Below are 26,358 nucleotides of genomic sequence, written 5' to 3'. Positions count from 1 at the left end.
AGTTTCTTGAGCAGACCCCTTGGCGGGTTTTGGCATTCGGACAGCACTGCGGCTGCGTAACGGCGTGTTTCCGTGGAGATCAAGGAATAAAGAGGAAGGGCGAGGTCATCCAGTTGTGCGACTTCGCGTCGAGTAGGACGTGTAAGGGACGCAAATGCGGAGACTGCCGCGCGAAACAGCCGCTCGGGTCTTTGCGCTTCCCCGCCTGAAGCCAGTTGCCTGAATACAGCGGACGACACGCAGACCAATACCTCCGAAACGCGACTGAGAACAATATACGCTGCCGGCGACAGTAGCGAGAAAGCCAGCGATTGATGAGATTTACACCAATTCCCTTAGCAAGCTGTTAACCGGTTTCTTTAGACTTGCGTTCAGATTTTCCAGGTTCCGGCCCTTCAGGACGGGTTGAGGGTGGCGCCCGTTCTTTACCGGTAACGGAACGTTAACCATGTGCTGCCTTACTGGAAGAAGGAGGCGTTGCGTACCACTCCGTCACAGAAAGGGACGCGATGTCATGGCGACGATACTGAACTTTGCAGCAGCTGCGAAACGCACGACAGGAGCTGCGTCCAAACAACGGTCTTCCAGCGCGTCGATCATCATTTTTCCTGGTGTGCGCTATGAGAGACGACCGGAAAGCGACCCCGATAATGGCGGGGACGATCGCCCGCAGGACGTCCGCCGCCGCTCGACCAAAGGGTGAGGGCCGGGCTTCTGGAACCCTCTCAAGTCGCCTGATCGAGGCTCTTACAGAGCTTCGCAGCGCAGGTCCTCAAAGAAGCGCTCGACGATGATCCGCCAGCTCTCATCGGGAACGAAGACGCGGATCACGATCATACCTTCTTCTATATCCGTCTGAGCGATCAGAGAAGACGCGAGCGTTTCCGGCACGCCCTTGCGCAGATCCAGCAACTGGGCTGCGTTTACAACGAGTGCATCCAACGCATGATTGGTCGCGCTTCGGTCATTGGTGTTGAACACGTTGAAGCCGTCGCGGTCATAAACGGAGAATGACCAGAACGGCACGCGTTCTGCAGAGGTCAACCGCACCATGCCACGTTCAAGATCGAATCGGCATGCTGCTGTTTCGAAGAATGGATTTTGTTCTTCGGCAAGCAGGGGATTGGTATTGCCTTCACCCAGCCTGACAAATGCATAAGGGGCCGCTTCCTCTGCCATTGCAGCCCACACATCGCGTTCCGAATAAGTGGGGAGCAGAAACAGAATGGCGATGTGAATCACCGCTGCTCCGAAGAGTCCCAGCAGAATTGCGTGAAGGAGCTTAAGCATCGCAATCCACCCTGGAGATACCTGGCAAACCGGTTTCTCCGACACGCGCACCTGTTGAAATGGGAGTGTCCACCAGGGTCAGCACCAATTGCATTGATCCGTTCCCAGCGATTGCCATCCAGTTGTCGGGCTGTGGATGTGGCGAAACGATCACGTCCAGTGTCTGGCCATCACGCCAGAGGAGGTCCTGCGAGTGCAGGGCGGAGGGAAAACGAGCCGGCGCAGACAGGATCTGCCGGTTCTCACCGGTGGCATGAAGGGTGAAGAAGCGGGTGGGAGGGAGCCCCCCTTTTAGGCGATAGGTGCATTGGCGCAGAAGAGGGCGTCCATCACCGTCTGTCACTGCGACAAAAACCACGCCTTCCGCCTGTCCGAGACTGAGTTGACCGAGCCTGGCGCTTCTTGCCCGGGAATAAGGGTCGGCTTCGCGTGTTCCCTGATTGGGAAAGGTGACCCAAGGCCCGATTTCCACGGAACCTATGGAGCGTGTCGATTCCAACGCCAGCCATGCGCTGCCTGCACCGCCGCCGAGCGCGATGATCAAAAAGATGACAACGAAGAGTAGGTTTTTCAGCATGCGCGACCCGGCAAGCTATGGACGCATCCGGATACTTCAACTCGAACGGAGTGTTCAAGCATTTTAAGGTGTGCTTTACGCTGCATTACAAGGCGGACAGCGTTTCGTGAACGGCGGGCTTGTGCAGGCGCGGCGCCGCCTCGAAATGCTTTGCTAGCCCCTTGAGGAAGAGAGATGTTCGGGCCGATAGGGCGAGAGGAAGGTTGTCAGTCTGCGGAAGCTCTCCCGCGCCGTCTTCGCTGGCTGTTTCCACGGCATCCGTCTCGATGCGCATCGGTCCTTCGATGCCGGGCAAGGGTTTGATTTCAACATTCTGATGTGCGTAGGACATCAGGCGCTGCCACACCATGGCGGGCAGGGAGCCGCCGGTCATGCGCCTTGTGGGATGAAAATCGTCATTGCCCAACCAGACGGATGCCACGTAATTGCCGGTGTAACCTACATACCATCCGTCTCTATAAGACTGAGTGGTGCCGGTTTTGCCTGCAGAACGCGTCATCGGCAAAGCCGCACGGCGCCCCGTACCTTGCTCAGGAACAAGGATAAGCATCTGGTTCATGGACGCAGCAGCCTTTTCCGAAAGCACACGGCGCGGCGGCGGGGCATCGCGACCGTGATCGTAGATGAGATTTCCCGAATGGGTCATCAACTGCACGATGGCGAAACGCGTATCGGCATAGCCGCCATTGGCAAAGACGGAATAGCCGGTCGCCTGATCAAGTGCGGTCATGCCGGACGTGCCCAGAACCATCGTCTTGTGGCCGTTGATCGGGGATTCGATGCCAAAGGATTTGATGAGATCGATGATGGGATCGATGCCTAGATGATCGCGCGCAAGGCGAACAGGAACCGTGTTGTAGGATTTTATCAGCGCGTGAGTGAGCGTCACCCGGCCGGCATAGCTGCGACCGTAATTGCGCGGCGACCAGCTACCCCATGAAATCGGTCCATCGGAAATGACGGAGCCGGGTTCGAACCCGTTCTCCATCGCCACCGCGTAGACGTAGGGCTTGAAGGAGGAGCCGGTCTGCCGCTCGGCCTTGGTGGCGCGGTTGAACTGGCTCGAACCGTAATCGCGGCCACCAACAACGGCACGCACGGCCCCTTCGGTGTCCATCAGAACAATGGCACCTTCGGAGACGTCATAGTCTTTTCCATATTGACGCAGGTGGAACTCCAGCGATTCTTCCGCGGCCCTCTGCAGGTTCGGGTCGAGTGTGGTGCGTGCGACGAGTGAATGGGTGGCGCTGCGCGGGACGACACGTTTGACCTCTTCAAATGCCCAGTCGAGGAAATAGTCGGGAGTGTCGGCGCCCTCGCGGTCAACGGCAGTCGCCGGATGCAGGCGGGCAGAGAGTATCTGTCCTTCGCTCATGAAGCCGGCCTGCACCATATTGGTGAGGACCTCGTTTGCGCGGGCACGTGCTGCCGGAAGATTTACATGCGGTGCGTAGCGCGCGGGAGCCTTGAAGAGGCCGGCGATCATCGCAGCTTCGGCCAGATTCAAGTCCTTGACCGGCTTGTCGAAATAGAAGTCCGCAGCGGCCGAGATGCCAAATGTTCCGCCGCCCAGATAGGAACGGTCGAGGTAATATTGGAGGATTTCGGTCTTTGAGAGATTCATTTCGAGCCAGATCGACAGGAAGGCTTCCTTGATCTTGCGCTCGAGGGTGCGCTCATTGGACAGAAACAGGTTCTTGGCGAGCTGCTGAGTGAGTGTGGAGCCCCCCTGGACGACGGAATTGGCGCGCACATTTTCGGTCAGCGCGCGTGCGAGACCAAGAAAGTCGATGCCGAAATGATCGAAGAAGCGCCGGTCCTCCGTGGCGAGCACAGCCTTGATCACGTGGTCGGGAAGCTCGTCGACGGGCACGGAATCGCGCTGGATGATTCCGCGCTGGCCAATCTCATTGCCATAGCGGTCCAGAAATGTGACGGCGTAATCGTCCTGGGCGCGCCAGTCTCCGGCGGTCTCTTCGAAAGCGGGCATGGCCAGCGCCAGCATGACGACCGATCCGATGGCCCCCAGCGTGGCGCCTTCACTGAACAATTCGACCACGGCGCGTTTGACGCCGTAGACCCGGAAGCGGCGGAAGAAGATCGTTATGCTTTCCCAGAACTGGGCAAGCTTGAAACCCGCTTCATAAAGCGTGGAATCGATCCAGGCATCAAGCGCCAGCAATCTGGTCGCCCGCGGCGCCTTGCTCTGCCGTTTTTCGCGCGGCATTTTCACCCAAACTCCCGTCCGGCCTTTTAGGGCCAACCCGAACAAATCCACTCTGCGAAATCGCCAGGCGAACACGACCCCACATCGATGTTCGTCATATAACGGCTATTCTAGCGGATTGTTCTGTGAGTTTCTTCGCATTTCCGTCTCTTCCGCAAGGGAAAAACACCGAAATGGCTAACGCCGGACCCGACAACATGCATTAATAGGAAAAAATTCTTGACAGCGTGACGGTCGTTTGATAGGGTTCAGGCATGGTCGCACAGTTGCGGCGTTTCGAGGCGGGTCCTTTGACGGGACGCGCCTTTTTTGTTTCCGGACATGGGTGAGACGTTATGGGCAAGATGGGTACGGCCGATCTGATGGCCGTGCGTGCGCTGCGAGAAGGCGCGCCGCCTTCTTTTGAACTGCTGGCGCTGGCAAGCGGCCGCTCGGAGCGGCTTTTGCGCAAGCGGGCACAGGAGGAAAGCTGGGGGTCGCCAGACGATCCGGCGCTGCCGCCATCGATCGAACGGACGCGAAGCATGATCGCGATGCTCTTCAATCAACTCCAGCGGTTGATCGAGGATGCGGTTCATCGCGATCTTTTCGACAAGGGGCAGATCGAAGGCCTCAGTACGCTGCTCAAGGTGCTTGAAAGAATGAACGAGATCGCACTCGAGCAGCAGCACATGGATGGAAAGCACGCCCCCAGCGATGAAGAAATGGCCGCCGCACTCGAACGCATTGACGATCGGATCCGCTGCCTTGCTGCAGAGCTTGCAGAGCGGATGGGCAAGGCTGAACCTGGCACGGGAACTCGCATACGCCATTGAACGCGAATGGCTGGGCGTTGCGCGGCTGGCGCAGTATCCGCTCGGTTCGATTTTCGACAACTGGCTGGTTATGGGCGGTCGTGGCGCCGGCAAGACCAGGCTTGGCTCGGAATGGGTGAACGCGCTGGTTCGGGGATTGCCGCCCTTTGCCGGCGGAAAGCGCTATGGCCGGCTGGCCCTGATCGGCGAAACGCTGTCTGACGCACGAGAAGTGATGGTGGAGGGGCCTTCGGGAATTCTGGCGGTCTCGCGGCGCGCTCGTCCACGCTTCGAGGCGAGCAGGCGGCGCATCGTGTGGGACAATGGTGCGGTAGCGCAGCTTTTTTCTGCCGAGGACCCTGACAGTCTACGCGGGCCGCAATTCGATGCGGCCTGGTGCGATGAACTGGCCAAATGGAGGCAGGCCGACGCAACCTTCGATATGCTGCAGTTCGGCCTGCGGCTGGGAGAACGACCGAAGCAGCTTTTGACCACGACACCGAGGCCAATCCCTCTGATCCGCAGGCTGATGGACGATCCACATGTGACCGTGACCCGTATGCGGACGGACGAAAACCGGGACAATCTGGCTCCGGGCTTCATAAGGACCATAAGGCAGCGCTACGCGGGGACGCGGCTTGGGCGGCAGGAACTGGACGGCGAACTGATCGAGGACCGGCCCGATGCGCTGTGGACGCGGGCGATGCTGGAGAAAGCTGGTGCCCTCGGATCGATAAGCGAACTCAAACGCATTGTCGTCGCGGTCGATCCCCCGGCCGCCTCCGGCCGCAGGTCGGATGCTTGCGGGCTGGTTGCGGCTGGCATTGATGCGGAGGGCAATGGTGTGGTCCTGAGCGATGACACGGTGAAGGGCGCCAAGCCGCGGGAATGGGCGGCGCGCGCGGTGGGGCTTTATCATCGGCTTGAAGCCGATTGTCTTGTGGCCGAGGTGAACCAGGGCGGTGAAATGGTGGCGACGGTCATTGCCACGGTGGACGCCAGCGTGCCGGTAAAAGCGGTGCGGGCAACGCGCGGCAAGTGGCTGAGGGCGGAACCGGTAGCCGCCCTTTATGAGCAGGGACGGGTGCGTCATGCGCAACGCTTCCCCGAGCTTGAGGATGAAATGTGCGATTTTGGCCTCGACTGTCTCTCGGGCGGGCACTCGCCGGACCGGGTGGACGCGCTGGTCTGGGCCCTGAGCGAACTCATGCTATCCAACCGGCGGGAGCCGCGCGTGCGCGCACTCGGTTGAGGCGGATCAACAACGCAAATCGGGAAAATCATATGGCTTGGTATTGGCCCTGGGCGAAGCGTCCGGGAGGTGCTCGTGCGCCGGTTGAAACCAAACAGATGCACGCGGGCGGTTTCGTGGCGCTGCACCGGGAGGCTGAGGCGCGGTTTACGCGGCGGGACTATGGCGCGATGTCGCGCGAGGGGTTCATGTCCAACCCGATCGCGTATCGCGCCGTGCGGCTGGTGGCTGAGGCGGCGGCCGCGATCCCGTGGCTGCTTTATGAGGGTGCGCAGGAACACGACACGCATCCGATTCTGGACCTGATGGCACGTCCAAACCAGAGACAAGCTGGTAGCAGTTTCATGGAGGCGCTCTACGGGCATCTGCTTCTGTCAGGCAATGCCTATCTACGCATGCTCGAAACAGGTACGGGGACCCGCGAACTGCATCTCTTGCGGCCGGACCGGGTGTCGGTGATGGCGGATGCGGGCGGCTGGCCGGTGGCGCTGGATTATCGCGAGGGCAAGGCGCGCGAGCACGTGCCGCTGGAAGCGGGGGCGGCTCTGCAGCTCTCACTTTTTCACCCGCTCGACGATCATTACGGCTTTGCGCCGCTGGGCGCAGCGCTGATGGCGCTCGACACGCACAACCAGGCAGCACGTTGGAACAAGGCGCTGCTCGACAATTCGGCGAGGCCCTCTGGAGCGCTGGTCTACGCACCGAAAGAGGGCGGGAACCTTTCCGACGATCAGTTCGACCGACTGAAGGTAGAGCTGGAGCAGGGCTATGGCGGTGCTGCGCGCGCCGGGCGCCCGCTGCTTCTGGAAGGCGGGCTCGACTGGAAGGCGATGAGCCTGTCGCCGCGCGACATGGACTTCATGGCGGCGAAGAATGGCGCTGCCCGCGACATCGCGCTGGCGCTTGGCGTGCCGCCGATGCTGCTCGGCATCCCCGGTGACAACACCTATGCCAATTATCAGGAGGCGAACCGGGCCTTTTACCGTCTGACCGTGCTGCCGCTTGTGGGGCGGGTGGCGAAGGAGTTTTCGGCCTGGCTCCATCCGGTATTCGGATCTGAGGTGAGACTTTGGTACGATGCTGACGGCATTGAGGGGCTGGCCGCCGAGCGTGAAGCGCTATGGAACCGGGTGGGAGCGGCCGACTTCCTGAGCGAGGCGGAAAAACGTCAGGCGGTGGGTTATGGCCCCCGGGACGAATGAGAATGCCTCGACAGACTGACCATTGTCGCTGGAAACTCCAAGGAAACTGATCAATGACCGACATCACCCATGCGGGCTGGATATGGCTCGCAAAGGGGGCTGGCGCTGTGGCCGGCTCCGCCATCTCGCTCGCCTATATCCTGCCAAAGCATCGGCGCGACGCGGCGGTTCGCTTTGCGGTCGGTGTGGTGTGCGGCATGGTTTTCGGCGGGGCGACGGGGCTGAAACTCGCTGAAATTCTCGAACTTTCCGGGCGGCTTGGGGCTGCGGAGACCATGCTCATGGGGGCGGCTGTAGCAAGCCTATGCGCCTGGAGCGCCATCGGTCTGGCCCTGCGATATTTCCAGACGCGGCCGGTGGGGCCGTTGCCGCAAGGACGGTCCGAAAGGCTGGATGATCAGAAAGGACGCTAGACCATGCAGGCAAAGATCGCGCCGATACCCGATGAGCGCAAATATACCGGTCTCGACATCGAGACCGTGAAGGCTGACAGGACGTTTTCTGGATATGCGAGCCTGTTCGGCAAAGTCGATCTCGGACGCGATGCGGTGGAGCGGGGCGCTTTTGCCCGCTCGCTCGAAAGACGTGGCCCAGGCGGCGTACGCATGCTGTTCCAACACGATCCCAACCAGCCCATAGGAACCTGGGATGAGCTGCGCGAGGACGCGCGCGGCCTCCTGGTGCGCGGGCGGCTGGCGCTTGGCGTCGCCAAGGCGCGGGAGGTCTGGGAGCTGATGCGCGACCGGGCGATCGACGGGCTTTCCATCGGCTTTCGCACTGTCAAGGCGAAGACGGAAGCGAAGACCGGCGTTCGCCGCATCGTGGAGGCGGATCTCTGGGAGATTTCCGTGGTCACGTTTCCCATGCTGCCGGAGGCGCGTGTGGATGAGGTGAAAACGGAGGGAAGGGACGCGCCGCTGCCCACGGCGCGTGAGTTCGAGCGTTGGCTGACGCGGGATGCCGGCCTGACGCGGCGAGAGGCCCGGTTGGTGATCGCCAAGGGGTTTTGCGCCTTGAGACGCGAGCGGGATGCCGTGCGGGGCATTGATGACGGGCTTGCTGCGCTGATCCGCAAGGCGGCCCGCATGTTCAACGATTGAGGATGAAGACATGACGGCAGGACAGGCAAAACGCGCGCCGGAGGTGAAATCGGCGCTTGATGAGGGTGACGTGACGGGCGCCTTCCATGATTTCATGAATGCATTCGAGAGTTTTAAGGAAGCCAATGACGAGAAGCTGAAACAGCTTGAGACGCGCAGTGCGGATGTGGTGACGTCGGAGAAGGTGGAGCGAATTTCGAAAGCGCTCGACGAGCACAAGCAGGCGCTTGATACGCTGGTGTTGAAGAAATCGCGGCCGGTTCTGGGCCGTGGCGGTGCTACAGCGCTGCAGGATCTTGAGCGAAAACAGGCTTTTGAAGCCTATATGCGGTCCGGAGACGAGCGCGGAATACGCTCTCTGGAAGAAAAGGCAATGTCTTATGGCTCTGCACCGGATGGCGGCTATCTGGTGCCCGACGAGACGGAAGCGGCAATCGGCGCGCGGTTGTCCGAGCTATCACCGATCCGCTCAATTGCTTCGGTGCGGCAGGTCTCCAGTGCGGTTTTGAAGAAGCCGTTTGCCGTGACCGGTCCGGCGGTGGGCTGGGTCGCCGAAACGGCAGCACGTCCGGAGACGGCGGCAGGCACGTTGGAGGAACTGCAATTTCCCACCGCTGAACTCTATGCCATGCCGGCGGCAACCGCGATGCTGCTGGATGACGCCGTGGTCGATCTTGACCAATGGATTGCCAGCGAAGTGGAGAGCGCCTTTGCCGAGCAGGAAGGGGCGGCTTTCGTCAACGGTGACGGCATCAACAAGCCGAAAGGCTTCCTCAGCTACCCGCAGGCGGACGAAACCGGCTGGAGCTGGGGCAATGTAGGGTACAATGTGACAGGCGTCAGCGGCGACCTTGCTGCAAGTGACGCTTCCGACGTTCTTGTCGATCTCGTCTATGCGGTCAAGGCGGGCTACCGCCAGAACGCAAGCTGGGTGATGAACCGCAAGACGCAGGCGACGCTGCGCAAACTGAAGGACGCGGACGGCAACTATATGTGGCAGCCGCCCGCCACCCCCGGAAGCCGTGCCATGCTGATGGGCTTTCCGCTGGTTGAAGCGGAGGACATGCCCGACATTGGCGCCGACGCGACACCAATCGCTTTCGGCGATTTTCGCCGTTTCTACCTGGTGGTGGATCGGGCCGGCGTTCGCGTGCTTCGCGATCCGTACTCTGCCAAGCCTTACGTGCTCTTCTACACAACGAAGCGCGTGGGTGGCGGGATCCAGGATTTCGATGCGGTGAAGCTGCTGAAATTCGGCACGGTGTAATCCTCCCTGTACGTCCATGCCGATACGGCCCCGGAAGCATTTCCGGGGCCGTTTTCATTGAACGGAGTTTCCGCATGACGCTATTTCGAACGGTCGGCCCATTGATCGAGCCGGTGACCCTGGCCGAGGCGAAGGCGCATCTTCGGCTTGAGCAGGCAAGCGAAGATCCGCTTATCGAAGGGCTGATCCGCGCCGCGCGCGAGGAGGTGGAAAAGACCACCGGTCAGGCACTGATCGAACAGTCCTGGCGGCTTACGCTGGACGACTGGCCAACAAGCGATGTGCTTTTTCTGAACCGAACCCCGGTGCGCGAAGTGCTATCGGTGACGGTGTTCGACGCTGATGGAGCCGCGTCGGTTGTCGATCCATCAACCTATCGGCTGGATGCGAATTCTGAGCCGGCTCGACTGCTGTTGGAGGTGCGACCGCTTCCGGGCCAAAAGCTGAACGGGATCGAAATCGATTTCAGCGCCGGTTACGGAGAAGCGGGGACGGATGTGCCGGACCTTCTGCGGCGCGCCATTCTTGTGCTTGTGGCCCATTGGTTCGAGTTCCGGGCCGCGTTTGAGGCCAGTGACCAGCCTGTTTCGATGCCGGCCGGCTTCCAGCGACTTGTCAGCAGCTATCGGAAGCCGAGGCTGTGATGCGTGTTCAGTTCATCGACCCTGGCGCATTCCGTGCCGAGCTCAGCCTGCAGAAAGCAACGCTCGTTTCGGACGACGCAGGCGGGCACACCGAGGCCTGGAGCGAGACCGCGACGATATTCGGTTTCATAGAGCCAGTGAGGGCCGCGGCACCTTTCGGAGCGGGACAACGCCACGAACGGGTGACCCATCGCATCACGCTGCGGTTCCGTACCGGTGTGACGGGCGGAATGCGGATCGTGAGGGGGACGCGGCGATTCTCGATCCTGACGGCCCATGATCCCGATGAGACAGGCCGCTATCTGGTCTGTCTCTGTGAGGAGGAACAGACATGAAGATGAGCCTGCGACTGACTGGCGACGGGCTGGCCCAGGCATTGCGACGGCTATCACACAAGGTGGCCGAGGTGGGAGAGGCCGCAAGGCGTGCAGAACGCAAAGCGCCGAAAGCGGAACCAGAAAAACAGGAGCGTGACAATGCTCGCCGCCGCGTTTGAACTGCAGAAGGCGGTGTTCGGGACGCTGGCAGCAGATACGGGGCTGACTGGCGCTCTGGGCGGTGAAAAACTCTACGATCTGGCACCTGCCCGTACGGCCTACCCCTATGTCACGTTTGGACCGACCAGCACGCATGACTGGAGCACGGACACCGAGCAAGGCAGCGAGCACTTCTTCACGATCAATGTCTGGGCCAACGGCAAGGGGCGACGCGAAGCGCTGCAACTGATGGATCGCATCGATCAGGCGCTGATGACCTCCCCGTTTTCAGTCGCCGGACATCACCTGGTCAACCTGCGTCGTGAGGGCAGCGAAATCCACTTCGACGAAGACCTCATCGCCTATCACGGCCTGATGCGCTTTCGCGCAGTGATCGAGCCGGTGTGAGACATTAACATTTCCCTGGAGGACAAGCATGGTTGCCAAGAAAGGCAAGGACCTGCTCCTGAAGCTCGACACGAGCGGGGCGGGAACATTCACCACCGTTGCAGGGCTGCGTGCCAAGCGTCTCGCCTTCAACAGTGAGACGGTGGACGTGACGAATGCGGATTCGGTGGGCCGGTGGCGGGAGTTGCTTGCCGGCAGCGGCGTGCAGCGGGCCGCGATCAGCGGCTCCGGAATTTTCAAGGACAGCGCATCAGATGCCGCAATTCGCAGCCGGTTCTTTGCCAGCGAGATAGCCGACTGGCAATTGACGATACCGGATTTCGGCATCGTGTCGGGCCCGTTTCAGATCACCGCGCTGGAGTATGGCGGCAATCACGATGGTGAGGTGACCTTTGAGATCGCGCTGGAATCTGCCGGGGCCGTGAATTTTGCGGAGGTCTCATGATCAGTGTCAACCGCAGGCGCGGCGAGGTGGCTGCGCGGATCGACGGCAAAGACTACACGCTTTGCCTGACACTGGGTGCCTTGGCCGAACTCGAAGACGCATTCGCTGCGGAGGATCTGGGCGAACTTGCAAAACGGTTTTCGAGCGGACGCCTTTCGGCGCGCGACATGCAACGCGTGATCGGGGCTGGTCTTCGTGGCGGCGGCCATGCCGTCAGTCAGGAAGATGTGCAGGCCATGCGCTGCGAAGAGGGCTTGGCCGGGCTTGCGCGGGTTGTGAGTGCACTTTTGGTGGCAACGTTCGGCGGCGCGGAGGAACCGGCCCCAAACCCTTGAATGCCGCAGCAACCCAAGTGCGGCCTTTCCCCTGGAATGAGGTGATGGGCGTTGCGTTTGGGGTGCTGCGGCTTCCACCGGGCGCGTTCTGGGGCATGACACCGCGCGAGCTGAATTGTGCGCTGGAAGCGTTGTGTGGCAGCGCTCCAGGTGTCCCGGCGCGCAGCGATCTCGATCAGCTCATGCAACGGTTTCCAGACTTTGACGTCGGACAATGAGCGGAGGCTATTCCTTGGAAGACATGACCTTTGAAATCCGCGCGGACACCAAGCCGTTTGCCGAAGCCCTGAGCGAACTGGAGACGCTGGCGGACGGCTTTGGCCGACACATGACCGGGGCGTTGAAAAGTGCGGTGGTGAGTGGCAAATCGTTCGAGGATGTGCTGCGCAATATCGGTATGAACCTGGCGAGTATGGCGCTTTCGCAGGCGTTGCAGCCTTTGGCGGCGCTGGGATCGTCGCTGTTTTCGAGTGTGGTCGGGGGTATCCTGCCCTTCGCCAAAGGGGGCGTGGTGCCGTTTGCCGATGGTGGCGTCGTTTCCTCGCCCACCTATTTTCCGATGGGGGGCAGGGTCGGATTGATGGGTGAGGCGGGCGCAGAAGCGATCCTGCCTCTTCAGCGCGGTTCCGACGGTCGGCTGGGTGTTGCTGCAGGAAGCGGGTCGACCGCCCCAAACATCGTTTTCAACGTTTCGACACCGGACGCGGCATCGTTCCGCAAGTCGCAGGCCCAAATCACCGGCATGCTGGCGCGCGCTGTATCGCGTGGCGCGAAGACCTTTTGAGGAAGGAGAAGAACCGGCATGAACGCCTTTCACGATGTGCGGTTTCCCGTGGCCATCTCCTTTGGGGCCACTGGAGGGCCGGAAAGACGCAACGAAATCGTGGAGCTGACATCGGGCCGCGAGAAGCGCAATGCGAGACATGCGCTAGCGCGGCGGTATTACGACGTCGGCACTGGATTGCGCTCGCTCGACGATGTGCATGAAGTGATCGCATTTTTCGAGGCGCGGCGCGGTTCGCTTCACGGGTTTCGGTTCCGCGATCCATTCGACATGAAATCGTGTGGGCCTTCCGGGACGCCGGCTGCGAATGACCAGTCTATCGGCATTGGCGATGGCATCACCACACGCTTTCAGTTGGTGAAGACATATGGCGAGGGACCCGATGCGGTTGCGCGTCCGATCACCCGCCCAGTCGCGGACACGGTTCTCGTCGGCGTCGACGGTGTGCTTCAGCAGACCTCACTCGACTTTGCCATCGACAGCGCCACCGGAGAAGTGGTGTTCCAGTCTCAGGCGGTGCCCGCTGAAGGCGCTGTGGTCACGGCGGGGTTCGAATTCGACGTGCCCGTCCGCTTCGACATTGAAAGATTGTCGGTGAGCCTCAGTGCTTTCAAGGCGGGGCAAATTCCCACAATCCCGCTGGTGGAGATCCTGGCATGACGTCGACCGAAGAAACGCTGGAAGCCCACATTCAAGGGGAGGTGACAAGTCTTTGCCATTGCTGGCGGTTAAGCCGATCCGACGGGATCTTCCTCGGTTTTACCGACCACGACAGGCAATTGCATTGCGATGGCACGAGTTTCCATCCGAACACGGGTTTTACGGCGAGCGAAGCCAGATCATCATTCGGACTATCGGTGGATACGGTCGATGTGGTTGGAGCGCTTTCGGCCTCGGAAATCCTGGAAGACGACATTCTCTCAGGTCTCTATGACGGTGCAAGGGTTGAGACTTTGCTCGTGAATTGGCGAAATCCATCGACGTTTCATAAACTGCGCGTGGCGGTGATTGGCAAGGTGACGCGGCAGGATGGACGTTTCGTCGCCGAATTGGAGAGCGAAGCATGGACACTTGATCAACCAAGCGGTCGAACCGTCGGACGATGCTGCGATGCTGAACTGGGCGACCAGCGATGCGGAGTGGATCTGACCGATGACCGTTTTGCAGGCAGCGGCACTTTCCTTCGCGCTGAAGAAGGGAACGTTGTGGTGGTTGATGGCCTCGATGCGTTTGCGGCTGGCTGGTTTGACAATGGCGTTCTGACCTGGGCCAGCGGAGCGCAATCTGGTCGCAAGGAACGGGTCATCGCGCATGCGAAGTCGGGAAGCGAGACCCGGCTTTCACTCTGGCGCGAAGCACCGCTTTCTGGCGAAGCCGGCGACCTTTTTACCGTCGTGTCCGGATGTGACAAGCAATTTTCCACCTGCAAGGGGAAGTTCCAAAACGCCCTGAACTTCCGTGGTTTTCCGCATTTGCCCGGCGATGACGCAGCCTACAGCTATGTACGGGGCGAGGGGGTCTTCGACGGCAAGGCTTTGGTGCGATGAGACAGCGTACCCATACAACCGAGGAGGCCCTGCGGGAAGCCATTCTGAACGAAGCCTTGAGCTGGGTCGGCACCCCTTACCGGCATCAGGCGAGCCGCAAGGGCGTGGGTTGCGATTGCCTCGGACTGTTGCGCGGTGTGTGGCGAAACGTACTGGGCCGCGAAGCAGAGGACCCGGGTGTTTACAGCGCGGACTGGGCTGAGTGTGGCGGGGAAGAGCGTCTTCTTTCTGCAGCCAGGCGTCATTGCATTGAACAGGCGCAAACGGCCCCCAAGCCTGGCGATATCGTTCTGTTTCGCTGGCGCATACATCTGCCAGCCAAGCATGTGGGCATCATGACGGCGACGGATGCCTTCGTGCACGCCTATGAAGGGAGCGCAGTCGTGGTCTCAGCGCTCGTACCGCAATGGCGCAGACGGATTGCAGGTGTGTTCGCCTTTCCACTACCCCCATCCTCGATACCTGGAAAGTAGAAGCTTATGGCTACACTCGTCTTGCAGGCTGCCGGTGCGTTCCTCGGTGGCTTTCTCGGGCCTGTCGGCGTAACGCTAGGGACAGCTGCGGGCGCTCTGGCCGGCTATGTAGTGGATAGGGCTCTGTTTGGAGGAGCGCAGCACTACGAAGGACCGCGGCTTTCCGCAGCAAGGCCATTTTCCGGGGAGGAAGGCTCTCCCTTGCCCAGACTTTATGGAACCGTGCGCACGGGCGGCACCCTGATCTGGGCGACGCGTTTCGAAGAAACCAGCACCACGGAGCGTCAAGGCGGCAAGGGCGGGCCGAAAGTAACCACCTATTCTTATTTTGCCAACGCCGCATTTGCGGTCTGCGATGGTGAGATTGCCGGTGTCCGTCGCATCTGGGCCGACGGCCAGGAAGTGGATCAAAGCAGGGTCAGTATCCGAGTTTACCGCGGTACAGAGGACCAAATGCCCGATCCGCTGATCGAGGCAAAGCAAGGCACCGGCAATGCGCCTGCCTATCGCGGAACCGCCTATGTGGTGATCGACCGCATGCCAATTGATGATTACGGGCGACGAATCCCTCAGCTTCAGTTTGAAGTGCTCCGGCCGGTTTCCACGTTGAATGCGAAGGTTGGATCCGTGGCCCTTATCCCCGGCTCCACCGAGTTCGGCCTTTCTCCGAAAACAGTTGAGATTCGCAACAGTCCGGGAAAGCACACGGTCGTAAACCGCAACACGCGCGTCGCCGAAAGCGATTTCGAAGCCTCGCTGGATGAGTTGCAGGCATTAATGCCGAATCTCAAGAGCGTTTCTCTTGTCGTTTCATGGTTCGGTACAGATCTGCGGGCAGGGCACTGCCAGATCAAACCTATGGTGAGTTCTCACGGCGGCAGCGCGTTTCCATTGGACTGGGAAAATATCTGGAGACTGATGGGGGTGCCCCCGGCATTTCTCGACCACCTTTCGGGCAGCGGGCAGAATGAAAAATGGAAGGTTTCGAGCCTGGAGCGAGAGAACGCCCAAGTGGTTTCCTACACCGAGCAGGGCGCTGCTTATGGAGGGACGCCGTCCGACCATACGGTGGTAGCCGCGATCAAGGCGATCAAGGCGCGGGGTCTAAAGGTCTGGCTCTATCCGTTCATTATGATGGATGTGCCCGCCGGCAATGATCTCCCCAGTCCGGATGGAGAAACACATCAGCCTGTTTATCCATGGCGGGGGCGGATTACATGTTATCCGGGACCGGGTCGCCCGGGGACTGCAGACAAGAGCGCGGCGGCGGATGCGCAGGTCGCTGCTCTGCTGGGAGATGCTGCGGCGGCCGCTTACACTCCTAACGAGGATACGGTGGACTTCACCGGTGATCCCGATGAATGGGGTTATCGACGTTTCTTGCTTCACTACGCCCATCTGGCCGCCGTGGCTGGCGGCGTGGACGGGTTTCTGATCGGTTCGGAACTGCGAGGATTAACCCAGTTGCGCAACCAGAACGGTCAGTTCCCCTTCGTCGAGGGGTTAAGGATCTTGGCCAATGAAGTGCGCGCAATTGTGGGGGCGGGAGCGACGATTACCTATGGCGCGGACTGGACCGAGTATTTTGGGCATCAGCCTGCTGACGGAAGCGGTGACGTACTATTTCACCTTGATCCCCTATGGGCGGACGATGCGATTGATGCGGTGGGTATCGACAATTACATGCCGCTGTCCGACTGGCGCGATGAAGATCATGCGGGAGGCAACCCGGATGGTTTTTATGGACCCTACGATCCGGTGGGGCTCAAGGCGGGCATCGCTTCAGGCGAGGGCTTCGATTGGTTTTATGCCAGTGAGGCAGATCGGCGCGCCCGGCTTCGCACCCTGATTGCGGACGGGGCTTATGGAAAACCCTGGGTTTTCCGCTACAAGGATCTTGTTAGCTGGTGGTCGAACCCGCATTTCGACAGGATTGGCGGGGTGGAAAAGGCCCTTCCGACCGCCTGGTTGCCTGCTTCCAAGCCAATCATCTTTACCGAGCTTGGTTGCCCAGCGGTCGACAAGGGCCCCAATCAGCCGAACGTATTTCCGGATGCGAAATCCTCCGAAAACGCGTTGCCGTATTTCTCCAATGGTGGGCGCTCGGACCTGGCCCAGCATCGGCTGCTCGAGGCGCATTTTGACTATTGGGCTGAGACGGGTCCACACAACCCGGTTTCACCGGTTTATCAAGCCCCTATGGTCGATCCGCAAATGTTCAGCCTTTGGGCCTGGGATGCCCGTCCCTTCCCGGCCTTTCCTGTGCGAACGGATGTTTGGGGTGACGGGGGCAATTGGGCGACCGGGCATTGGCTCAACGGTCGCGCAAGCAGCGCAACCGCCGGCGATCTTATCAACGCCATACTGGACGATCATGGGCTGGATAGGGCCGAAACGGAGAATGCGGACGGTTGGATCGCCGGCTATGCGATCGCCAATCCGACCACTGCCCGAGCAGCACTCGAACCTATCCTCGATCTTTTTGGTATTGGTGCTCATGAGCGGGAAGGAAAACTCAGTTTCCGTTCACTCGCCGCCGCTCTGAGCGGTAAGCGAGAGATCACGGAGTTGGCCATGCAGGATGACGGTGTGGTCGTGGAGCGGATGCGGGAGCCCGATCATGCCCTGCCTGCCGAATTGCATTTGGATTTCCGTGACGAGATGCGCGATCATCAGGCGGCCACTACACGTGTTTTGCATATCGGTGCAAAGGGGCGGAGAACACATTTTCTCAGTTTCCCGGGTGTGTTGACGGCGCCGGAAGCTGACATCCAGGCGAAGGAATGGCTTTTTCGCCATTGGGCTGCGCGGGAGGAAGCCCAGTTCGCCTTGCCGCCGTCAGAGCACGGCATTGAGCCAGGCACGATCCTGCATCTCCCCGAGATTCTGGGGGCAGGTCGATATCTCGTCACCGAGGTGGAAGATGGCCTGTTGCGTCGGGTCAAGGCACGGCGTGTGCTTGGAAATCCAGCTCCGGCGACAGGTGCGGCTCCTTCACTACCGACCGACAATGCTGAACAAGGGGAAAGTGCTGCTTTTGCCTTGATGCTCGATCTGCCGTGGCAGCCCGACACACGCGAAAGTCACCAGCAGTTTCGGCTCGCCGTTCATTCAGCCCCCTGGAGCAGTCATGTCGCCTTTGCCTCGCCTGAGGACAGTGGTTTCGAATTGCGCAGCCGGATTGAAAAGCGTGCCACCATCGGCTTCCTCAAAGAACCACTCGGAAGCGGTGTGTTGGGCCGGCGGGACACAAGCCGGACGATCTCAGTGGAGCTTCTCTCCGGCGCATTGGAAAGTGTTTCGGTGGCCCAACTCGTCAATGGTGCAAACGCAGCTGCCGTTTTCAGCGAGGCGGGTGTCTGGGAGATATTGCAGTTCACCACAGCCGAAGAGATTGAACCGTCCGTGTGGCGTCTTAACGGTCTGTTGCGGGGGCAACTGGGAACCGATGACGCCATGAAAGCAGGCGCACCGGCTGGAGCCGGGTTTGTCTTGCTAGACCAGGCTGTACAGGCAGCGGGACTACGGTCTGGCGAAATCGGGCTTGAACGCAGTTGGCTTATCGGACCAGCCGGGGAAGCTCTTGGCAGCACACGGTTTTTTCAGACACAGGGCACGGGCGGCCTGCGTGCGCTCCTGCCTTTGTCACCGGTCCACCTTAGGGCACGTAAAACCGCTACGGAAGCGGTGGTTCTGTCCTGGGTGAGGCGAGGGCGTGTGGACGCCGACAGCTGGCTGGGCGACGACGTGCCCCTTGGCGAGGCGAGCGAGCGCTACCGCGTCGACGTGGCCGGCAGCAACGGGACTGTCGTGCGCAGCGTCACGTCCACTTCGACAAACTGGACTTACACGCCGGAAATGAAGGCCGAGGATTTTGCGGAGGCGTCGCCGGACATTCGTTTCACGGTCCGCCAGCTAAGCGAACGCGTCGGCCCAGGATTGCCGGCAACAATGATCTTCGCAGGTTGAGTGTGCAATGAAAGAAAGGAAGAACGATGAGTGACAGCAAACCATGGTACCTCTCCCGAACGATATGGGCGTCGATGGTGACGATTGCAGCTACGGCTGCGAGCATGCTGGGTTATCCTTTGGGAGACATCGACAGTTCAGCCGTGTCCGATGAAGTTTTGCGGGTAGTCACCGCGATCTCCGGGCTGATCGCCATCTTCGGTAGAGTTCAGGCCCGCAGCCTTATCCGGTGAGAGACTGGAGCAACGGGAAGGCAGCCGCCGACACTACGGTTCTGACTAGAATCGGTGCGGCGGCCACGGGGCTGGATGGGGGTAAAATGACATGCTGTTCATTTCCTATTCAGCCTCGATAGGTTACATCACAGACATGTTCTGGCACCGCACATATAAACTTGGCTTCTTCGTCGCACTGGCGCTCTTGCCGGCGATGGCTTGGCCGACGACATCTCCAGCCCAATCGGGCGTGGATTGTTATTCCGTTGGCTCCCGGGTCGCCTCACAAAACGGCGGCACACTGGTTCAGGCAACACCTGAGAACCGCGGCGGACAGACGGTCTGCAGGGTTGTGGTGGTGATCCCCGGGGGGAATGGGGAACGCCCGAAGCGGGCCGAATTCGTGGTCCCCGCAAATTGACGTCGCACGGCAGCCGCGACAAAACTAAATTTTGAAACAAACCATGTTGAGGGGTTCATGCGCATTCTCGTTGTCGAAGACGACAAGGACCTGAACCGGCAGATATGCGAAGCGTTGACGGACGCCGGTTACGTCGTTGACAAGGCGTTTGACGGGGAAGAGGGGCATTTTCTCGGCGATACGGAGCCCTATGACGCAGTGGTTCTCGATATTGGTCTGCCGCAGATGGACGGGATCAGTGTGCTCGAACGCTGGCGTCAGGATGATCGCAAGATGCCCGTTTTGATTCTCACTGCCCGTGATCGCTGGAGCGACAAGGTGGCCGGCATCGATGCCGGGGCCGATGATTATGTGACGAAGCCGTTTCATATTGAGGAGGTTCTCGCGCGTTTGCGCGCGCTCATCAGGCGCGCGGCAGGGCACGCTTCAACGGAATTGCGCTGCGGACCCGTGCGCCTCGATACCAGAGCCTCAAAGGCGGATGTCGATGGGGTTCCGCTGAAACTCACCTCGCACGAATACCGGCTGCTCGCCTATCTCATGCACCATCGGGACACGGTTGTTTCCAGAACGGAGCTCGTCGAACATCTCTACGATCAGGATTTTGACCGAGATTCCAACACAATCGAGGTTTTTGTCGGTCGCCTGCGCAAAAAACTCGGGGATGTGGACCTGATCGAAACGGTGCGCGGCATGGGATATCGACTGCGCGAACCGGAGGCCGGCTAGGCCTTCCTGACATGGCGGATCAGAAGAAGCAGCCTTGGCTCATGCGGATTGTAACGCGCTCGCTCGCTGTCCGCGTTATTGCCTTCTCCTCCTTCTGGGCGATCATCGCACTGGTCGTCATCGCAACCATCATCTCCGCCTTGTTTCGTCAGGTTTCAGAACGCGGTTTCGATAGCGTCCTGTCTGCTTACCTCAACAATGTCATTGGCTCGGTGGGGCTTGCGGAAGACGGAACCTTGCAGGGCAGCCCCAATCTCGATGATCTGCGTTTTCTGCAGCCCCAATCCGGCTGGTATTGGGCGGTGGAACCGCTGACCGATGACCTGGGCCGAGCATTGCGCTCGCCTTCCATGGCAGAGCCCGTCCCATCGCCGAGCATAAATGATGTGCCGTTCAACACCGGATTTCAGCGCAGCTACATGGCCATGGGGCCAGGTGGCGAAACGATCGAGGTGGTGGAGGCCGAACTGGTCGTGGGTGACCAGGGCCAGGTGGCGCGTTTTCGCGTCATGGGCAATCGAAGCGAGCTGGAGGACGAAGTCAGCCAATTTGTTCGCAGACTTTACGGCTATCTGGCAATATTCGGCCTTGGGATGATTGCCATCAATGTTTTTGCGATCCTCTACGGCTTGCGCCCGCTCAATCGCGTTCAACAGGCTCTTTCAGAGATTCGAGCAGGCTCGACGCAGCGGCTTGAGGGCCCGTTTCCGACCGAAATCGAAGCGTTGGCGGACGAGACCAATGCCTTGATCGACAACAATCGACGTATCGTCGAGCGTTCACGCAAACAGGTCGGCAATCTGGCTCACTCCCTGAAAACTCCTCTAGCCGTTCTCATGAACGAAGGTCATGCGGTGGGCGGTGAACGGGGAAAGCTGATCACAGCCCAGGCCACTGCGCTTCAGCGTCAGCTCGATCACTATCTGCAGCGGGCGCGAGCAGCAGCCCAGCGCGACAGTCTTGTCTTTCGCACACCGGTCAAGGCATCGCTCGAGCGCATGGCGCGGGTCATGGGCAAGCTCAATCCCACGATCGACCTTGAAGTGCAGTTTCCTGACGATCCTTTGATCTTTGCCGGGGAACGGGAAGATCTGGAGGAAATCAGCGGCAACCTGATGGAAAATGCGATGAAATGGGCCAGGACGCGCGTTTGCCTGTCTGCCAAGGACGCCGCGTCGCAGGGCGATGCCCGCGGGCTTCTTATCATCATTGAAGACGACGGTCCCGGTATTCCCGAAGAGAGGGCGCGGGACGCGTTGAAGCGTGGCCGGCGGCTTGATGAAACCAAGCCTGGTACCGGGCTCGGGCTTGCGATTGTCGCAGATCTGGTGGAAGAGTATGGGGGTTCTCTCGCTTTGGAACGTTCCTCGCTTGGTGGGCTCAAAGTTGTTGTTGCGCTGCCTCGTGCGGAAGCTCAGGGCGCCAGTTGAGCAGAATTGCCCAAATTGGGCCAAACCGAAGCTTTAAACACCTTGCAAACGACACATGTGTCTCAGGGGACCATTGGTATCAATGAAACTCTCAGCAGTTTTTGCAGTAGCCCTATCCGCAGTTTTGTCCGGCTGCCTGAGCAACGGCATGTCGAGCGCGCAACTCGAGCCCAATCAGTTTGCAGCATCTCAGGCTGCAACGGACAGTTCCGCCATACTTGGCATGGAGGGCGGTGGCCTGATTGGTGGCGAATTCGGCGCTGCATTATCTCGTCGGCAAAAACGCATCGCGATAGAAGCTGAGTACAAGGCCCTCGAGAGCACACCCGCTGGCCAAGACGTGTCGTGGCAGGATGCTGGCTCCGGCCGGACTGGAACCGTACGCGCGGCGCAGCCTTACCGCGTGGGCTCCCAGGACTGTCGGCAATATACCCACACCATCCAGATCAACGGGACGCCCCGGGAAGCACGCGGAACCGCTTGTCGCAACGAGGATGGAAGCTGGATGCTGCTGGGATAAGATTTTCAGCAAAAATCTCAGGGTTGGGGAACGGGGGGGCGGCCAGTTTGCCAAATGGCCGCAGCTGCGCCGAGTTGGCAGCACGTTCCCCGGCGGCTATTTAGGACCCATGTTGTTCTGGATCCTTGCAGCCTTTCTGACTTTCATTGCCGCCTTTGCAGTGCTGCGACCCTTCGCCGTGCGCCAAGCGCCCGCCGAAGATGCAGGCGCCCATGACATCGAGGTCTACCGTGATCAGCTTGAGGAAGTGGAACGTGACGCGAAGCGCGGACTGATTGGCCAGCAGGAAGCCGAACAGGCCAGGGCCGAGATAGGACGTCGCATTTTGCAGGTCTCCGAGGCTGCTGATATCCGAGATAGTACTAGGTCGAATCGTCGTGTTACCCAATTGACGGCTGCCGCGGCCGTTCTCGCAATTCCATTGGTGAGCTGGGGCCTTTACGTGTTTACCGGGGAACCCGGCATGCCCGCACAACCTTTGCATGCGCGAACAGCTGCCGAGCCCGCCGATGCGTCTATAGACGAGTTGGTCGCGCGCGCAGAGACGCATCTGGCGACCAATCCTGACGATGCCCGCGGCTGGCAGGTTCTGGCTCCGGTCTACATGCGTCTGGGGCGCTTTGCGGACGCTCAAACCGCCCTGCAAAACATCATGAGGCTCTCAGGCGAAACAGCAGAGCTGAAAGCGGCGCTGGGAGAGGCGATGGTCGGGGCTGCGCGCGGCATGGTGACCGCCGATGCAGAAGGGGTTTTCGAGCAGGCCCTCGCGCTTGACCCCAACGAGCCGAAAGCGCGATTTTTCCTGGGGCTGGCGCGTGCTCAGGAAGGCGCAACCGAGGATGCGCGGACGATCTGGCGCGGAATGCTGGAAAATCTTCCTGATGCCTCGCCATGGCGTGAGGCAGCGCAGCAGGCCATGGCACAATCCGGCGGCGAGGGAGCTTCTGCTCGCGGCCCCGCGGCAGGCGAGGTGGCTGCGGCTTCCGACCTTTCCGAGACCGATCGTCAGGCGATGATCGAAGGCATGGTGAAAGGGTTGGACGAAAAGCTGCGCGAAAACCCTTCCGATCTGGAAGGATGGCGGCGTCTCATTCGTTCATACGTTGTGCTTCAGCGTCCTGAAGCCGCCAAGGAAGCGCTCGCGCGCGCTGTGGCGGCATTCGGCGATAAAGCCTCCGAAAGTGCAGAACTGAAGGGGTTCGCGGCCAATCTTGGCGTGACAATCGAATAGGTTGGATGTGACACGGAAACAAAAAAGGCTGGCGATAATCGCAGGCGCCCTAGGCTTTATCGGAGCAGCCACCGGGCTCACGCTCTATGCTCTGGGCGAACAGACATCTTATTTTTACATGCCAGGAGATCTGGCGGAAAACCCGGTTGCTGCCGGTCAGCGCATCCGACTCGGCGGCCTTGTGGAAAAGGGCTCTATAGTGCGCTCCGACGATACCCATGTGCGCTTTACGGTGACCGATGGAAGCAACACGGTGTCGGTGCGCTACAATGGCATCCTGCCCGATCTTTTTCGAGAGGAGCAAGGTGTGGTCACCGAGGGCGTTTTCGACGACAGCAAGATGTTTGTTGCCGATACCGTTCTTGCCAAGCATGACGAGAATTACATGCCGCGCGAAGTGGCCGACAGTCTCAAGGAAAAGGGTGTCTGGCAGGAAAACTGACGCCGTTGTAACGCGTCCGGACCAGCCAGAACGGATCGATTGGAGTGGATGACACAATGAGCATTGAACTCGGTCATTTTGCCCTTGTCCTCGCCTTCGCGCTGGCGCTGGTTCAGATGGCGGTGCCCATCATCGGTGCTCAGATCAAGAACGACACGCTGATGCGCGTGGGTGAGCCCGCGGCCCTGACCAATTTCATGCTGGTCGCGCTCTCCTTCATGGCGCTGACCTCCGCCTATATCCAATCGGATTTTTCGGTATTGAACGTCTGGGAGAACTCGCATTCGGCCAAGCCGCTTCTCTACAAGATCACCGGTACATGGGGGAACCATGAGGGGTCGATGCTCCTGTGGGTGCTGATCCTTGTTTTTTTCGGTGCGCTGGTGGCGGTTTTCGGGCGTAACCTTCCTCTATCCCTGCGTGCGAATGTGCTCGGAGTGCAAGGTGCGATCAGCTGTGCCTTCATCATATTCATTCTGGCGACCTCGAACCCGTTTGCACGCCTCGACCCGGCCCCGATGGAAGGGCGTGATCTAAACCCCATTCTCCAGGACATAGGGCTCGCCGTTCATCCACCTCTGCTTTATCTCGGCTATGTCGGGTTTTCCGTTGCCTTTTCCTTTGCCATTGCGGCCCTGATCGAGGGGCGGCTGGATGCTGCCTGGGCGCGCTGGGTGCGGCCCTGGACGCTTGCAGCCTGGATGTTTCTGACAGGCGGTATCGCAATGGGCTCATACTGGGCCTATTACGAGCTTGGCTGGGGCGGGTTCTGGTTCTGGGATCCGGTCGAGAATGCCTCGCTGCTGCCGTGGCTGGGGGGGACGGCGCTATTGCACTCGGCGCTGGTTATGGAAAAGCGGTCGGCGCTGAAGATCTGGACGGTCCTTCTTGCTATCCTGACATTCTCGCTGTCGTTGCTCGGAACGTTTTTGGTCCGTTCCGGCGTTCTGACCTCCGTCCATGCCTTTGCGACGGATCCGGCACGCGGCGTTTTCATTCTCGGGATTCTCGTGCTGTTCATTGGCGGGTCCTTAGCGCTTTTTGCCTGGAGGGCAGCAACGCTGGCACCGGGTGGCCTCTTCCAGCCGATCTCGCGCGAGGGAGCGCTGGTCCTTAACAATCTGGTTTTGACGACAGCGACCGCCACAGTGTTGATCGGCACGCTGTACCCGCTTTTGGTCGAGGCCGTGACCGGCGACAAGATCTCCGTCGGAGCACCGTTTTTCAATCTCACCTTTGGCCCTCTTATTCTTCCTCTCCTGGTGATCGTGCCCTTCGGCCCGCTTCTTGCGTGGAAGCGAGGCGATCTGTGGGCTGTGTCTCAAAGGCTCTTCGGGGCTTTTGGTGCCGCACTCGCTATCGCGCTTCTTGCTTTCGTTCTGGTCGATCGTGCTTCGGTTCTGGCCGCACTCGGCATTGGACTGGGAGTGTGGCTCGTGCTGGGTGCGATGACTGATCTCGTCGTCAAATCCGGTGTTGGCAAGGCGGCGCCGTCCGTGGTTTTCAGTCGTTTCAAAGGATTGCCGCGTTCAGTGTTTGGAACAGCTCTGGCGCACGCGGGGATCGGGTTGACCACGATCGGTATCATCTCCGTGACGACGCTGGAGACTGAGCGCATCGCCGCGATGCAGCCAGGCGAGACCGTTCAGATTCAGGGATACAATCTACGGTTCGACAGTCTCCGTCCCTTCACAGGCCCGAACTACACCGAAGACCAGGCAACCTTCGTTCTGTCCCGGGTTACCGGAAAACCTCTGGGCGAGGTGGTGTCGTCCAAACGCCTTTATACAGCCCGCCAAATGCCAACCACTGAGGCTGGCATCAGAACGCTTGGCCTAAGCCAGCTTTATGTTTCCCTTGGTGATCAGACCCCCAACGGCAAGATCGTCGTACGCATCTGGTGGAAACCGATGGTCACGCTGATCTGGCTCGGCGCCCTCGTGATGATGGTGGGCGGGACCGTGTCGCTTCTTGATCGTCGGTTGCGGGTCGGCGCGCCTATGCCGCGCCGCAAGCCGGCGGTGGAGGGACGGGTGGCATGAGGCGCTGGATCATTGGTGTGCTTACCGCCGCGTTTGGGCTGCTGAATATGGCGCTTCTGCCTGTCTTGGCGGTGCAACCTGATGAGATCCTTGATGATCCGGTGCTGGAGGAGCGCGCGCGTGAGCTTTCTGCGGAGCTGCGGTGCATGGTTTGCCAAAACCAGTCCATTGACGATTCGGATGCGGAGCTCGCGCGTGATCTTCGGATCCTCGTACGCGACCGTCTCAAGGCAGGTGACAGCAACGAGGAAGTGATCGCCTATGTGGTGGATCGTTATGGAGAGTTTGTTCTCCTGAAACCGCGTTTCAGCTATCGCAATGCACTGCTTTGGGGTGCCCCCGTGATATTGCTGCTGGTGGGCGGCGTGCTGATCGTCACCGGTGCGCGGCGCAAAAAGACTGGCGGCGCTGTATTGAGACTGAGTGCAGAAGAAAAGAAGCGCCTTGACCAAATCTTGAACGACCGTGAATGAGTTTCCTGATCACAAGCCTGTACGGGGGAACCGGATCCACTTAGCCTGACACCGGGCTGCCAGAC

The 26,358-nt window shown here is 60.0% G+C and carries 29 protein-coding genes; 26 read left to right on the top strand and 3 right to left on the bottom strand.

Features of this window, described 5'->3' with window-relative positions; all coding sequences use genetic code 11:
- Positions 1–747: 747 nt before the first annotated feature.
- From H7H48_RS03915 to H7H48_RS03905, 3 genes are all read right to left on the bottom strand, one after another.
- Complete coding sequence (locus H7H48_RS03915) at positions 748–1,290, bottom strand: DUF1254 domain-containing protein (RefSeq protein ID WP_229447481.1); 543 nt, start codon at positions 1,288–1,290, stop codon at positions 748–750.
- On the bottom strand, positions 1,283–1,867 hold the full coding sequence (locus H7H48_RS03910; protein ID WP_229447480.1) for a DUF1214 domain-containing protein: 585 nt from the start codon (positions 1,865–1,867) through the stop codon (positions 1,283–1,285). Before H7H48_RS03910 ends, H7H48_RS03915 begins: the two co-directional genes overlap by 8 nt.
- An 85-nt stretch (positions 1,868–1,952) precedes the next feature.
- Positions 1,953–4,094, bottom strand: a complete 2,142-nt coding sequence (locus H7H48_RS03905) for a transglycosylase domain-containing protein (protein ID WP_229447479.1) — start codon at positions 4,092–4,094, stop codon at positions 1,953–1,955.
- A 335-nt stretch (positions 4,095–4,429) separates the two neighbouring features.
- Between H7H48_RS03905 and H7H48_RS03900 the strand changes: the two genes are divergently transcribed.
- The 26 genes from H7H48_RS03900 to H7H48_RS03775 all read left to right on the top strand — a co-directional run bounded on the left by H7H48_RS03900 (position 4,430) and on the right by H7H48_RS03775 (position 26,293).
- Positions 4,430–4,909, top strand: a complete 480-nt coding sequence (locus H7H48_RS03900; protein WP_229447478.1) for a hypothetical protein — start codon at positions 4,430–4,432, stop codon at positions 4,907–4,909.
- Positions 4,875–6,140 carry a DNA-packaging protein gene (locus tag H7H48_RS03895; RefSeq protein WP_370633326.1) on the top strand — a complete coding sequence of 422 codons (1,266 nt, stop codon included), beginning with the start codon at positions 4,875–4,877 and terminating at the stop codon, positions 6,138–6,140. Before H7H48_RS03900 ends, H7H48_RS03895 begins: the two co-directional genes overlap by 35 nt.
- A 32-nt stretch (positions 6,141–6,172) precedes the next feature.
- Positions 6,173–7,342, top strand: a complete 1,170-nt coding sequence (locus H7H48_RS03890) for a phage portal protein (protein WP_229447477.1) — start codon at positions 6,173–6,175, stop codon at positions 7,340–7,342.
- Between the two features lie 53 nt (positions 7,343–7,395).
- Complete coding sequence (locus H7H48_RS03885) at positions 7,396–7,755, top strand: DUF6107 family protein (RefSeq protein WP_229447476.1); 360 nt, start codon at positions 7,396–7,398, stop codon at positions 7,753–7,755.
- Positions 7,756–7,758: 3 nt separating this feature from the next.
- Positions 7,759–8,442, top strand: a complete 684-nt coding sequence (locus H7H48_RS03880) for an HK97 family phage prohead protease (protein ID WP_229447475.1) — start codon at positions 7,759–7,761, stop codon at positions 8,440–8,442.
- A gap of 10 nt (positions 8,443–8,452) precedes the next feature.
- Positions 8,453–9,709, top strand: a complete 1,257-nt coding sequence (locus tag H7H48_RS03875) for a phage major capsid protein (RefSeq protein WP_229447474.1) — start codon at positions 8,453–8,455, stop codon at positions 9,707–9,709.
- Positions 9,710–9,783: 74 nt separating this feature from the next.
- Entirely contained in the window at positions 9,784–10,353 is a 570-nt protein-coding gene (locus H7H48_RS03870) for a head-tail connector protein (RefSeq protein ID WP_229447473.1), read from the top strand.
- Positions 10,353–10,688 (top strand): phage head closure protein, encoded by a 336-nt coding sequence (locus H7H48_RS03865; protein ID WP_229447472.1) that lies wholly within the window; start codon positions 10,353–10,355, stop codon positions 10,686–10,688. The genes H7H48_RS03870 and H7H48_RS03865 overlap by 1 nt, the downstream gene beginning before the upstream one ends.
- Positions 10,685–10,849 carry a hypothetical protein gene (locus H7H48_RS03860; protein ID WP_229447471.1) on the top strand — a complete coding sequence of 55 codons (165 nt, stop codon included), beginning with the start codon at positions 10,685–10,687 and terminating at the stop codon, positions 10,847–10,849. Before H7H48_RS03865 ends, H7H48_RS03860 begins: the two co-directional genes overlap by 4 nt.
- The gene (locus tag H7H48_RS03855; protein ID WP_229447470.1) at positions 10,830–11,237 is read left to right on the top strand and encodes a DUF3168 domain-containing protein; all 408 of its coding nucleotides are present in this window, start codon (positions 10,830–10,832) and stop codon (positions 11,235–11,237) included. Before H7H48_RS03860 ends, H7H48_RS03855 begins: the two co-directional genes overlap by 20 nt.
- Positions 11,238–11,265: 28 nt before the next feature.
- Complete coding sequence (locus tag H7H48_RS03850) at positions 11,266–11,682, top strand: phage major tail protein, TP901-1 family (protein ID WP_229447469.1); 417 nt, start codon at positions 11,266–11,268, stop codon at positions 11,680–11,682.
- Positions 11,679–12,017 (top strand): gene transfer agent family protein, encoded by a 339-nt coding sequence (locus H7H48_RS03845; RefSeq protein WP_229447468.1) that lies wholly within the window; start codon positions 11,679–11,681, stop codon positions 12,015–12,017. The genes H7H48_RS03850 and H7H48_RS03845 overlap by 4 nt, the downstream gene beginning before the upstream one ends.
- A 17-nt stretch (positions 12,018–12,034) precedes the next feature.
- Positions 12,035–12,235: a rcc01693 family protein gene (locus H7H48_RS03840; protein ID WP_229448093.1), complete on the top strand. Its 201-nt coding sequence runs from the start codon at positions 12,035–12,037 to the stop codon at positions 12,233–12,235.
- A 23-nt stretch (positions 12,236–12,258) separates the two neighbouring features.
- A complete protein-coding gene (locus tag H7H48_RS03835) occupies positions 12,259–12,801 on the top strand; it encodes a phage tail tape measure protein (RefSeq protein WP_229448091.1) in 543 nt (180 codons plus the stop codon).
- 18 nt (positions 12,802–12,819) lie between these two features.
- Positions 12,820–13,461, top strand: a complete 642-nt coding sequence (locus H7H48_RS03830; RefSeq protein ID WP_229447467.1) for a DUF2460 domain-containing protein — start codon at positions 12,820–12,822, stop codon at positions 13,459–13,461.
- On the top strand, positions 13,458–14,348 hold the full coding sequence (locus H7H48_RS03825) for a DUF2163 domain-containing protein (protein ID WP_229447466.1): 891 nt from the start codon (positions 13,458–13,460) through the stop codon (positions 14,346–14,348). Before H7H48_RS03830 ends, H7H48_RS03825 begins: the two co-directional genes overlap by 4 nt.
- A complete protein-coding gene (locus H7H48_RS03820; protein WP_229447465.1) occupies positions 14,345–14,821 on the top strand; it encodes an NlpC/P60 family protein in 477 nt (158 codons plus the stop codon). Before H7H48_RS03825 ends, H7H48_RS03820 begins: the two co-directional genes overlap by 4 nt.
- Before the next feature lie 6 nt (positions 14,822–14,827).
- On the top strand, positions 14,828–18,790 hold the full coding sequence (locus tag H7H48_RS03815; protein WP_229447464.1) for a glycoside hydrolase/phage tail family protein: 3,963 nt from the start codon (positions 14,828–14,830) through the stop codon (positions 18,788–18,790).
- Between the two features lie 26 nt (positions 18,791–18,816).
- On the top strand, positions 18,817–19,023 hold the full coding sequence (locus H7H48_RS03810; protein ID WP_229447463.1) for a hypothetical protein: 207 nt from the start codon (positions 18,817–18,819) through the stop codon (positions 19,021–19,023).
- 460 nt (positions 19,024–19,483) lie between these two features.
- Positions 19,484–20,155 (top strand): response regulator transcription factor, encoded by a 672-nt coding sequence (locus H7H48_RS03805; RefSeq protein ID WP_229447462.1) that lies wholly within the window; start codon positions 19,484–19,486, stop codon positions 20,153–20,155.
- A gap of 41 nt (positions 20,156–20,196) precedes the next feature.
- Positions 20,197–21,585, top strand: coding sequence for an ATP-binding protein (locus H7H48_RS03800; RefSeq protein ID WP_229447461.1), 1,389 nt, complete (start codon positions 20,197–20,199; stop codon positions 21,583–21,585).
- Between the two features lie 82 nt (positions 21,586–21,667).
- Positions 21,668–22,105, top strand: coding sequence for an RT0821/Lpp0805 family surface protein (locus H7H48_RS03795; protein ID WP_229447460.1), 438 nt, complete (start codon positions 21,668–21,670; stop codon positions 22,103–22,105).
- 109 nt (positions 22,106–22,214) lie between these two features.
- Entirely contained in the window at positions 22,215–23,336 is a 1,122-nt protein-coding gene (gene ccmI, locus H7H48_RS03790) for a c-type cytochrome biogenesis protein CcmI (protein WP_229447459.1), read from the top strand.
- Between the two features lie 7 nt (positions 23,337–23,343).
- Complete coding sequence (gene ccmE / locus H7H48_RS03785) at positions 23,344–23,778, top strand: cytochrome c maturation protein CcmE (protein WP_229447458.1); 435 nt, start codon at positions 23,344–23,346, stop codon at positions 23,776–23,778.
- A 56-nt stretch (positions 23,779–23,834) separates the two neighbouring features.
- Positions 23,835–25,820 carry a heme lyase CcmF/NrfE family subunit gene (locus tag H7H48_RS03780; RefSeq protein WP_229447457.1) on the top strand — a complete coding sequence of 662 codons (1,986 nt, stop codon included), beginning with the start codon at positions 23,835–23,837 and terminating at the stop codon, positions 25,818–25,820.
- Complete coding sequence (locus H7H48_RS03775) at positions 25,817–26,293, top strand: cytochrome c-type biogenesis protein (protein WP_229447456.1); 477 nt, start codon at positions 25,817–25,819, stop codon at positions 26,291–26,293. The genes H7H48_RS03780 and H7H48_RS03775 overlap by 4 nt, the downstream gene beginning before the upstream one ends.
- Positions 26,294–26,358: the final 65 nt, after the last annotated feature.

Origin of the sequence: Nitratireductor sp. B36 (genome assembly GCF_020833685.1) — a bacterium.
Classification (GTDB): domain Bacteria; phylum Pseudomonadota; class Alphaproteobacteria; order Rhizobiales; family Rhizobiaceae; genus Nitratireductor.
Note: the sequence above shows the minus strand (reverse complement) of the source record. Positions and strands in the feature narration are given on the sequence as shown.

Coding starts and splice junctions, on each gene's coding strand:
- H7H48_RS03780 (WP_229447457.1), top strand. CDS start 23,835: ATGAGCATTGAACTCGGTCATTTTGCCCTTGTCCTCGCCTTCGCGCTG.
- H7H48_RS03860 (WP_229447471.1), top strand. CDS start 10,685: ATGAAGATGAGCCTGCGACTGACTGGCGACGGGCTGGCCCAGGCATTG.
- H7H48_RS03875 (WP_229447474.1), top strand. CDS start 8,453: ATGACGGCAGGACAGGCAAAACGCGCGCCGGAGGTGAAATCGGCGCTT.
- H7H48_RS03775 (WP_229447456.1), top strand. CDS start 25,817: ATGAGGCGCTGGATCATTGGTGTGCTTACCGCCGCGTTTGGGCTGCTG.
- H7H48_RS03795 (WP_229447460.1), top strand. CDS start 21,668: ATGAAACTCTCAGCAGTTTTTGCAGTAGCCCTATCCGCAGTTTTGTCC.
- H7H48_RS03845 (WP_229447468.1), top strand. CDS start 11,679: ATGATCAGTGTCAACCGCAGGCGCGGCGAGGTGGCTGCGCGGATCGAC.
- H7H48_RS03905 (WP_229447479.1), bottom strand. CDS start 4,094: ATGCCGCGCGAAAAACGGCAGAGCAAGGCGCCGCGGGCGACCAGATTG.
- H7H48_RS03900 (WP_229447478.1), top strand. CDS start 4,430: ATGGGCAAGATGGGTACGGCCGATCTGATGGCCGTGCGTGCGCTGCGA.
- H7H48_RS03815 (WP_229447464.1), top strand. CDS start 14,828: ATGGCTACACTCGTCTTGCAGGCTGCCGGTGCGTTCCTCGGTGGCTTT.
- H7H48_RS03870 (WP_229447473.1), top strand. CDS start 9,784: ATGACGCTATTTCGAACGGTCGGCCCATTGATCGAGCCGGTGACCCTG.
- H7H48_RS03820 (WP_229447465.1), top strand. CDS start 14,345: ATGAGACAGCGTACCCATACAACCGAGGAGGCCCTGCGGGAAGCCATT.
- H7H48_RS03915 (WP_229447481.1), bottom strand. CDS start 1,290: ATGCTTAAGCTCCTTCACGCAATTCTGCTGGGACTCTTCGGAGCAGCG.
- H7H48_RS03800 (WP_229447461.1), top strand. CDS start 20,197: ATGCGGATTGTAACGCGCTCGCTCGCTGTCCGCGTTATTGCCTTCTCC.
- H7H48_RS03910 (WP_229447480.1), bottom strand. CDS start 1,867: ATGCTGAAAAACCTACTCTTCGTTGTCATCTTTTTGATCATCGCGCTC.
- H7H48_RS03855 (WP_229447470.1), top strand. CDS start 10,830: ATGCTCGCCGCCGCGTTTGAACTGCAGAAGGCGGTGTTCGGGACGCTG.
- H7H48_RS03835 (WP_229448091.1), top strand. CDS start 12,259: ATGACCTTTGAAATCCGCGCGGACACCAAGCCGTTTGCCGAAGCCCTG.
- H7H48_RS03850 (WP_229447469.1), top strand. CDS start 11,266: ATGGTTGCCAAGAAAGGCAAGGACCTGCTCCTGAAGCTCGACACGAGC.
- H7H48_RS03885 (WP_229447476.1), top strand. CDS start 7,396: ATGACCGACATCACCCATGCGGGCTGGATATGGCTCGCAAAGGGGGCT.
- H7H48_RS03825 (WP_229447466.1), top strand. CDS start 13,458: ATGACGTCGACCGAAGAAACGCTGGAAGCCCACATTCAAGGGGAGGTG.
- H7H48_RS03810 (WP_229447463.1), top strand. CDS start 18,817: ATGAGTGACAGCAAACCATGGTACCTCTCCCGAACGATATGGGCGTCG.
- H7H48_RS03865 (WP_229447472.1), top strand. CDS start 10,353: ATGCGTGTTCAGTTCATCGACCCTGGCGCATTCCGTGCCGAGCTCAGC.
- H7H48_RS03805 (WP_229447462.1), top strand. CDS start 19,484: ATGCGCATTCTCGTTGTCGAAGACGACAAGGACCTGAACCGGCAGATA.
- H7H48_RS03890 (WP_229447477.1), top strand. CDS start 6,173: ATGGCTTGGTATTGGCCCTGGGCGAAGCGTCCGGGAGGTGCTCGTGCG.
- ccmI (WP_229447459.1), top strand. CDS start 22,215: ATGTTGTTCTGGATCCTTGCAGCCTTTCTGACTTTCATTGCCGCCTTT.
- H7H48_RS03830 (WP_229447467.1), top strand. CDS start 12,820: ATGAACGCCTTTCACGATGTGCGGTTTCCCGTGGCCATCTCCTTTGGG.
- H7H48_RS03880 (WP_229447475.1), top strand. CDS start 7,759: ATGCAGGCAAAGATCGCGCCGATACCCGATGAGCGCAAATATACCGGT.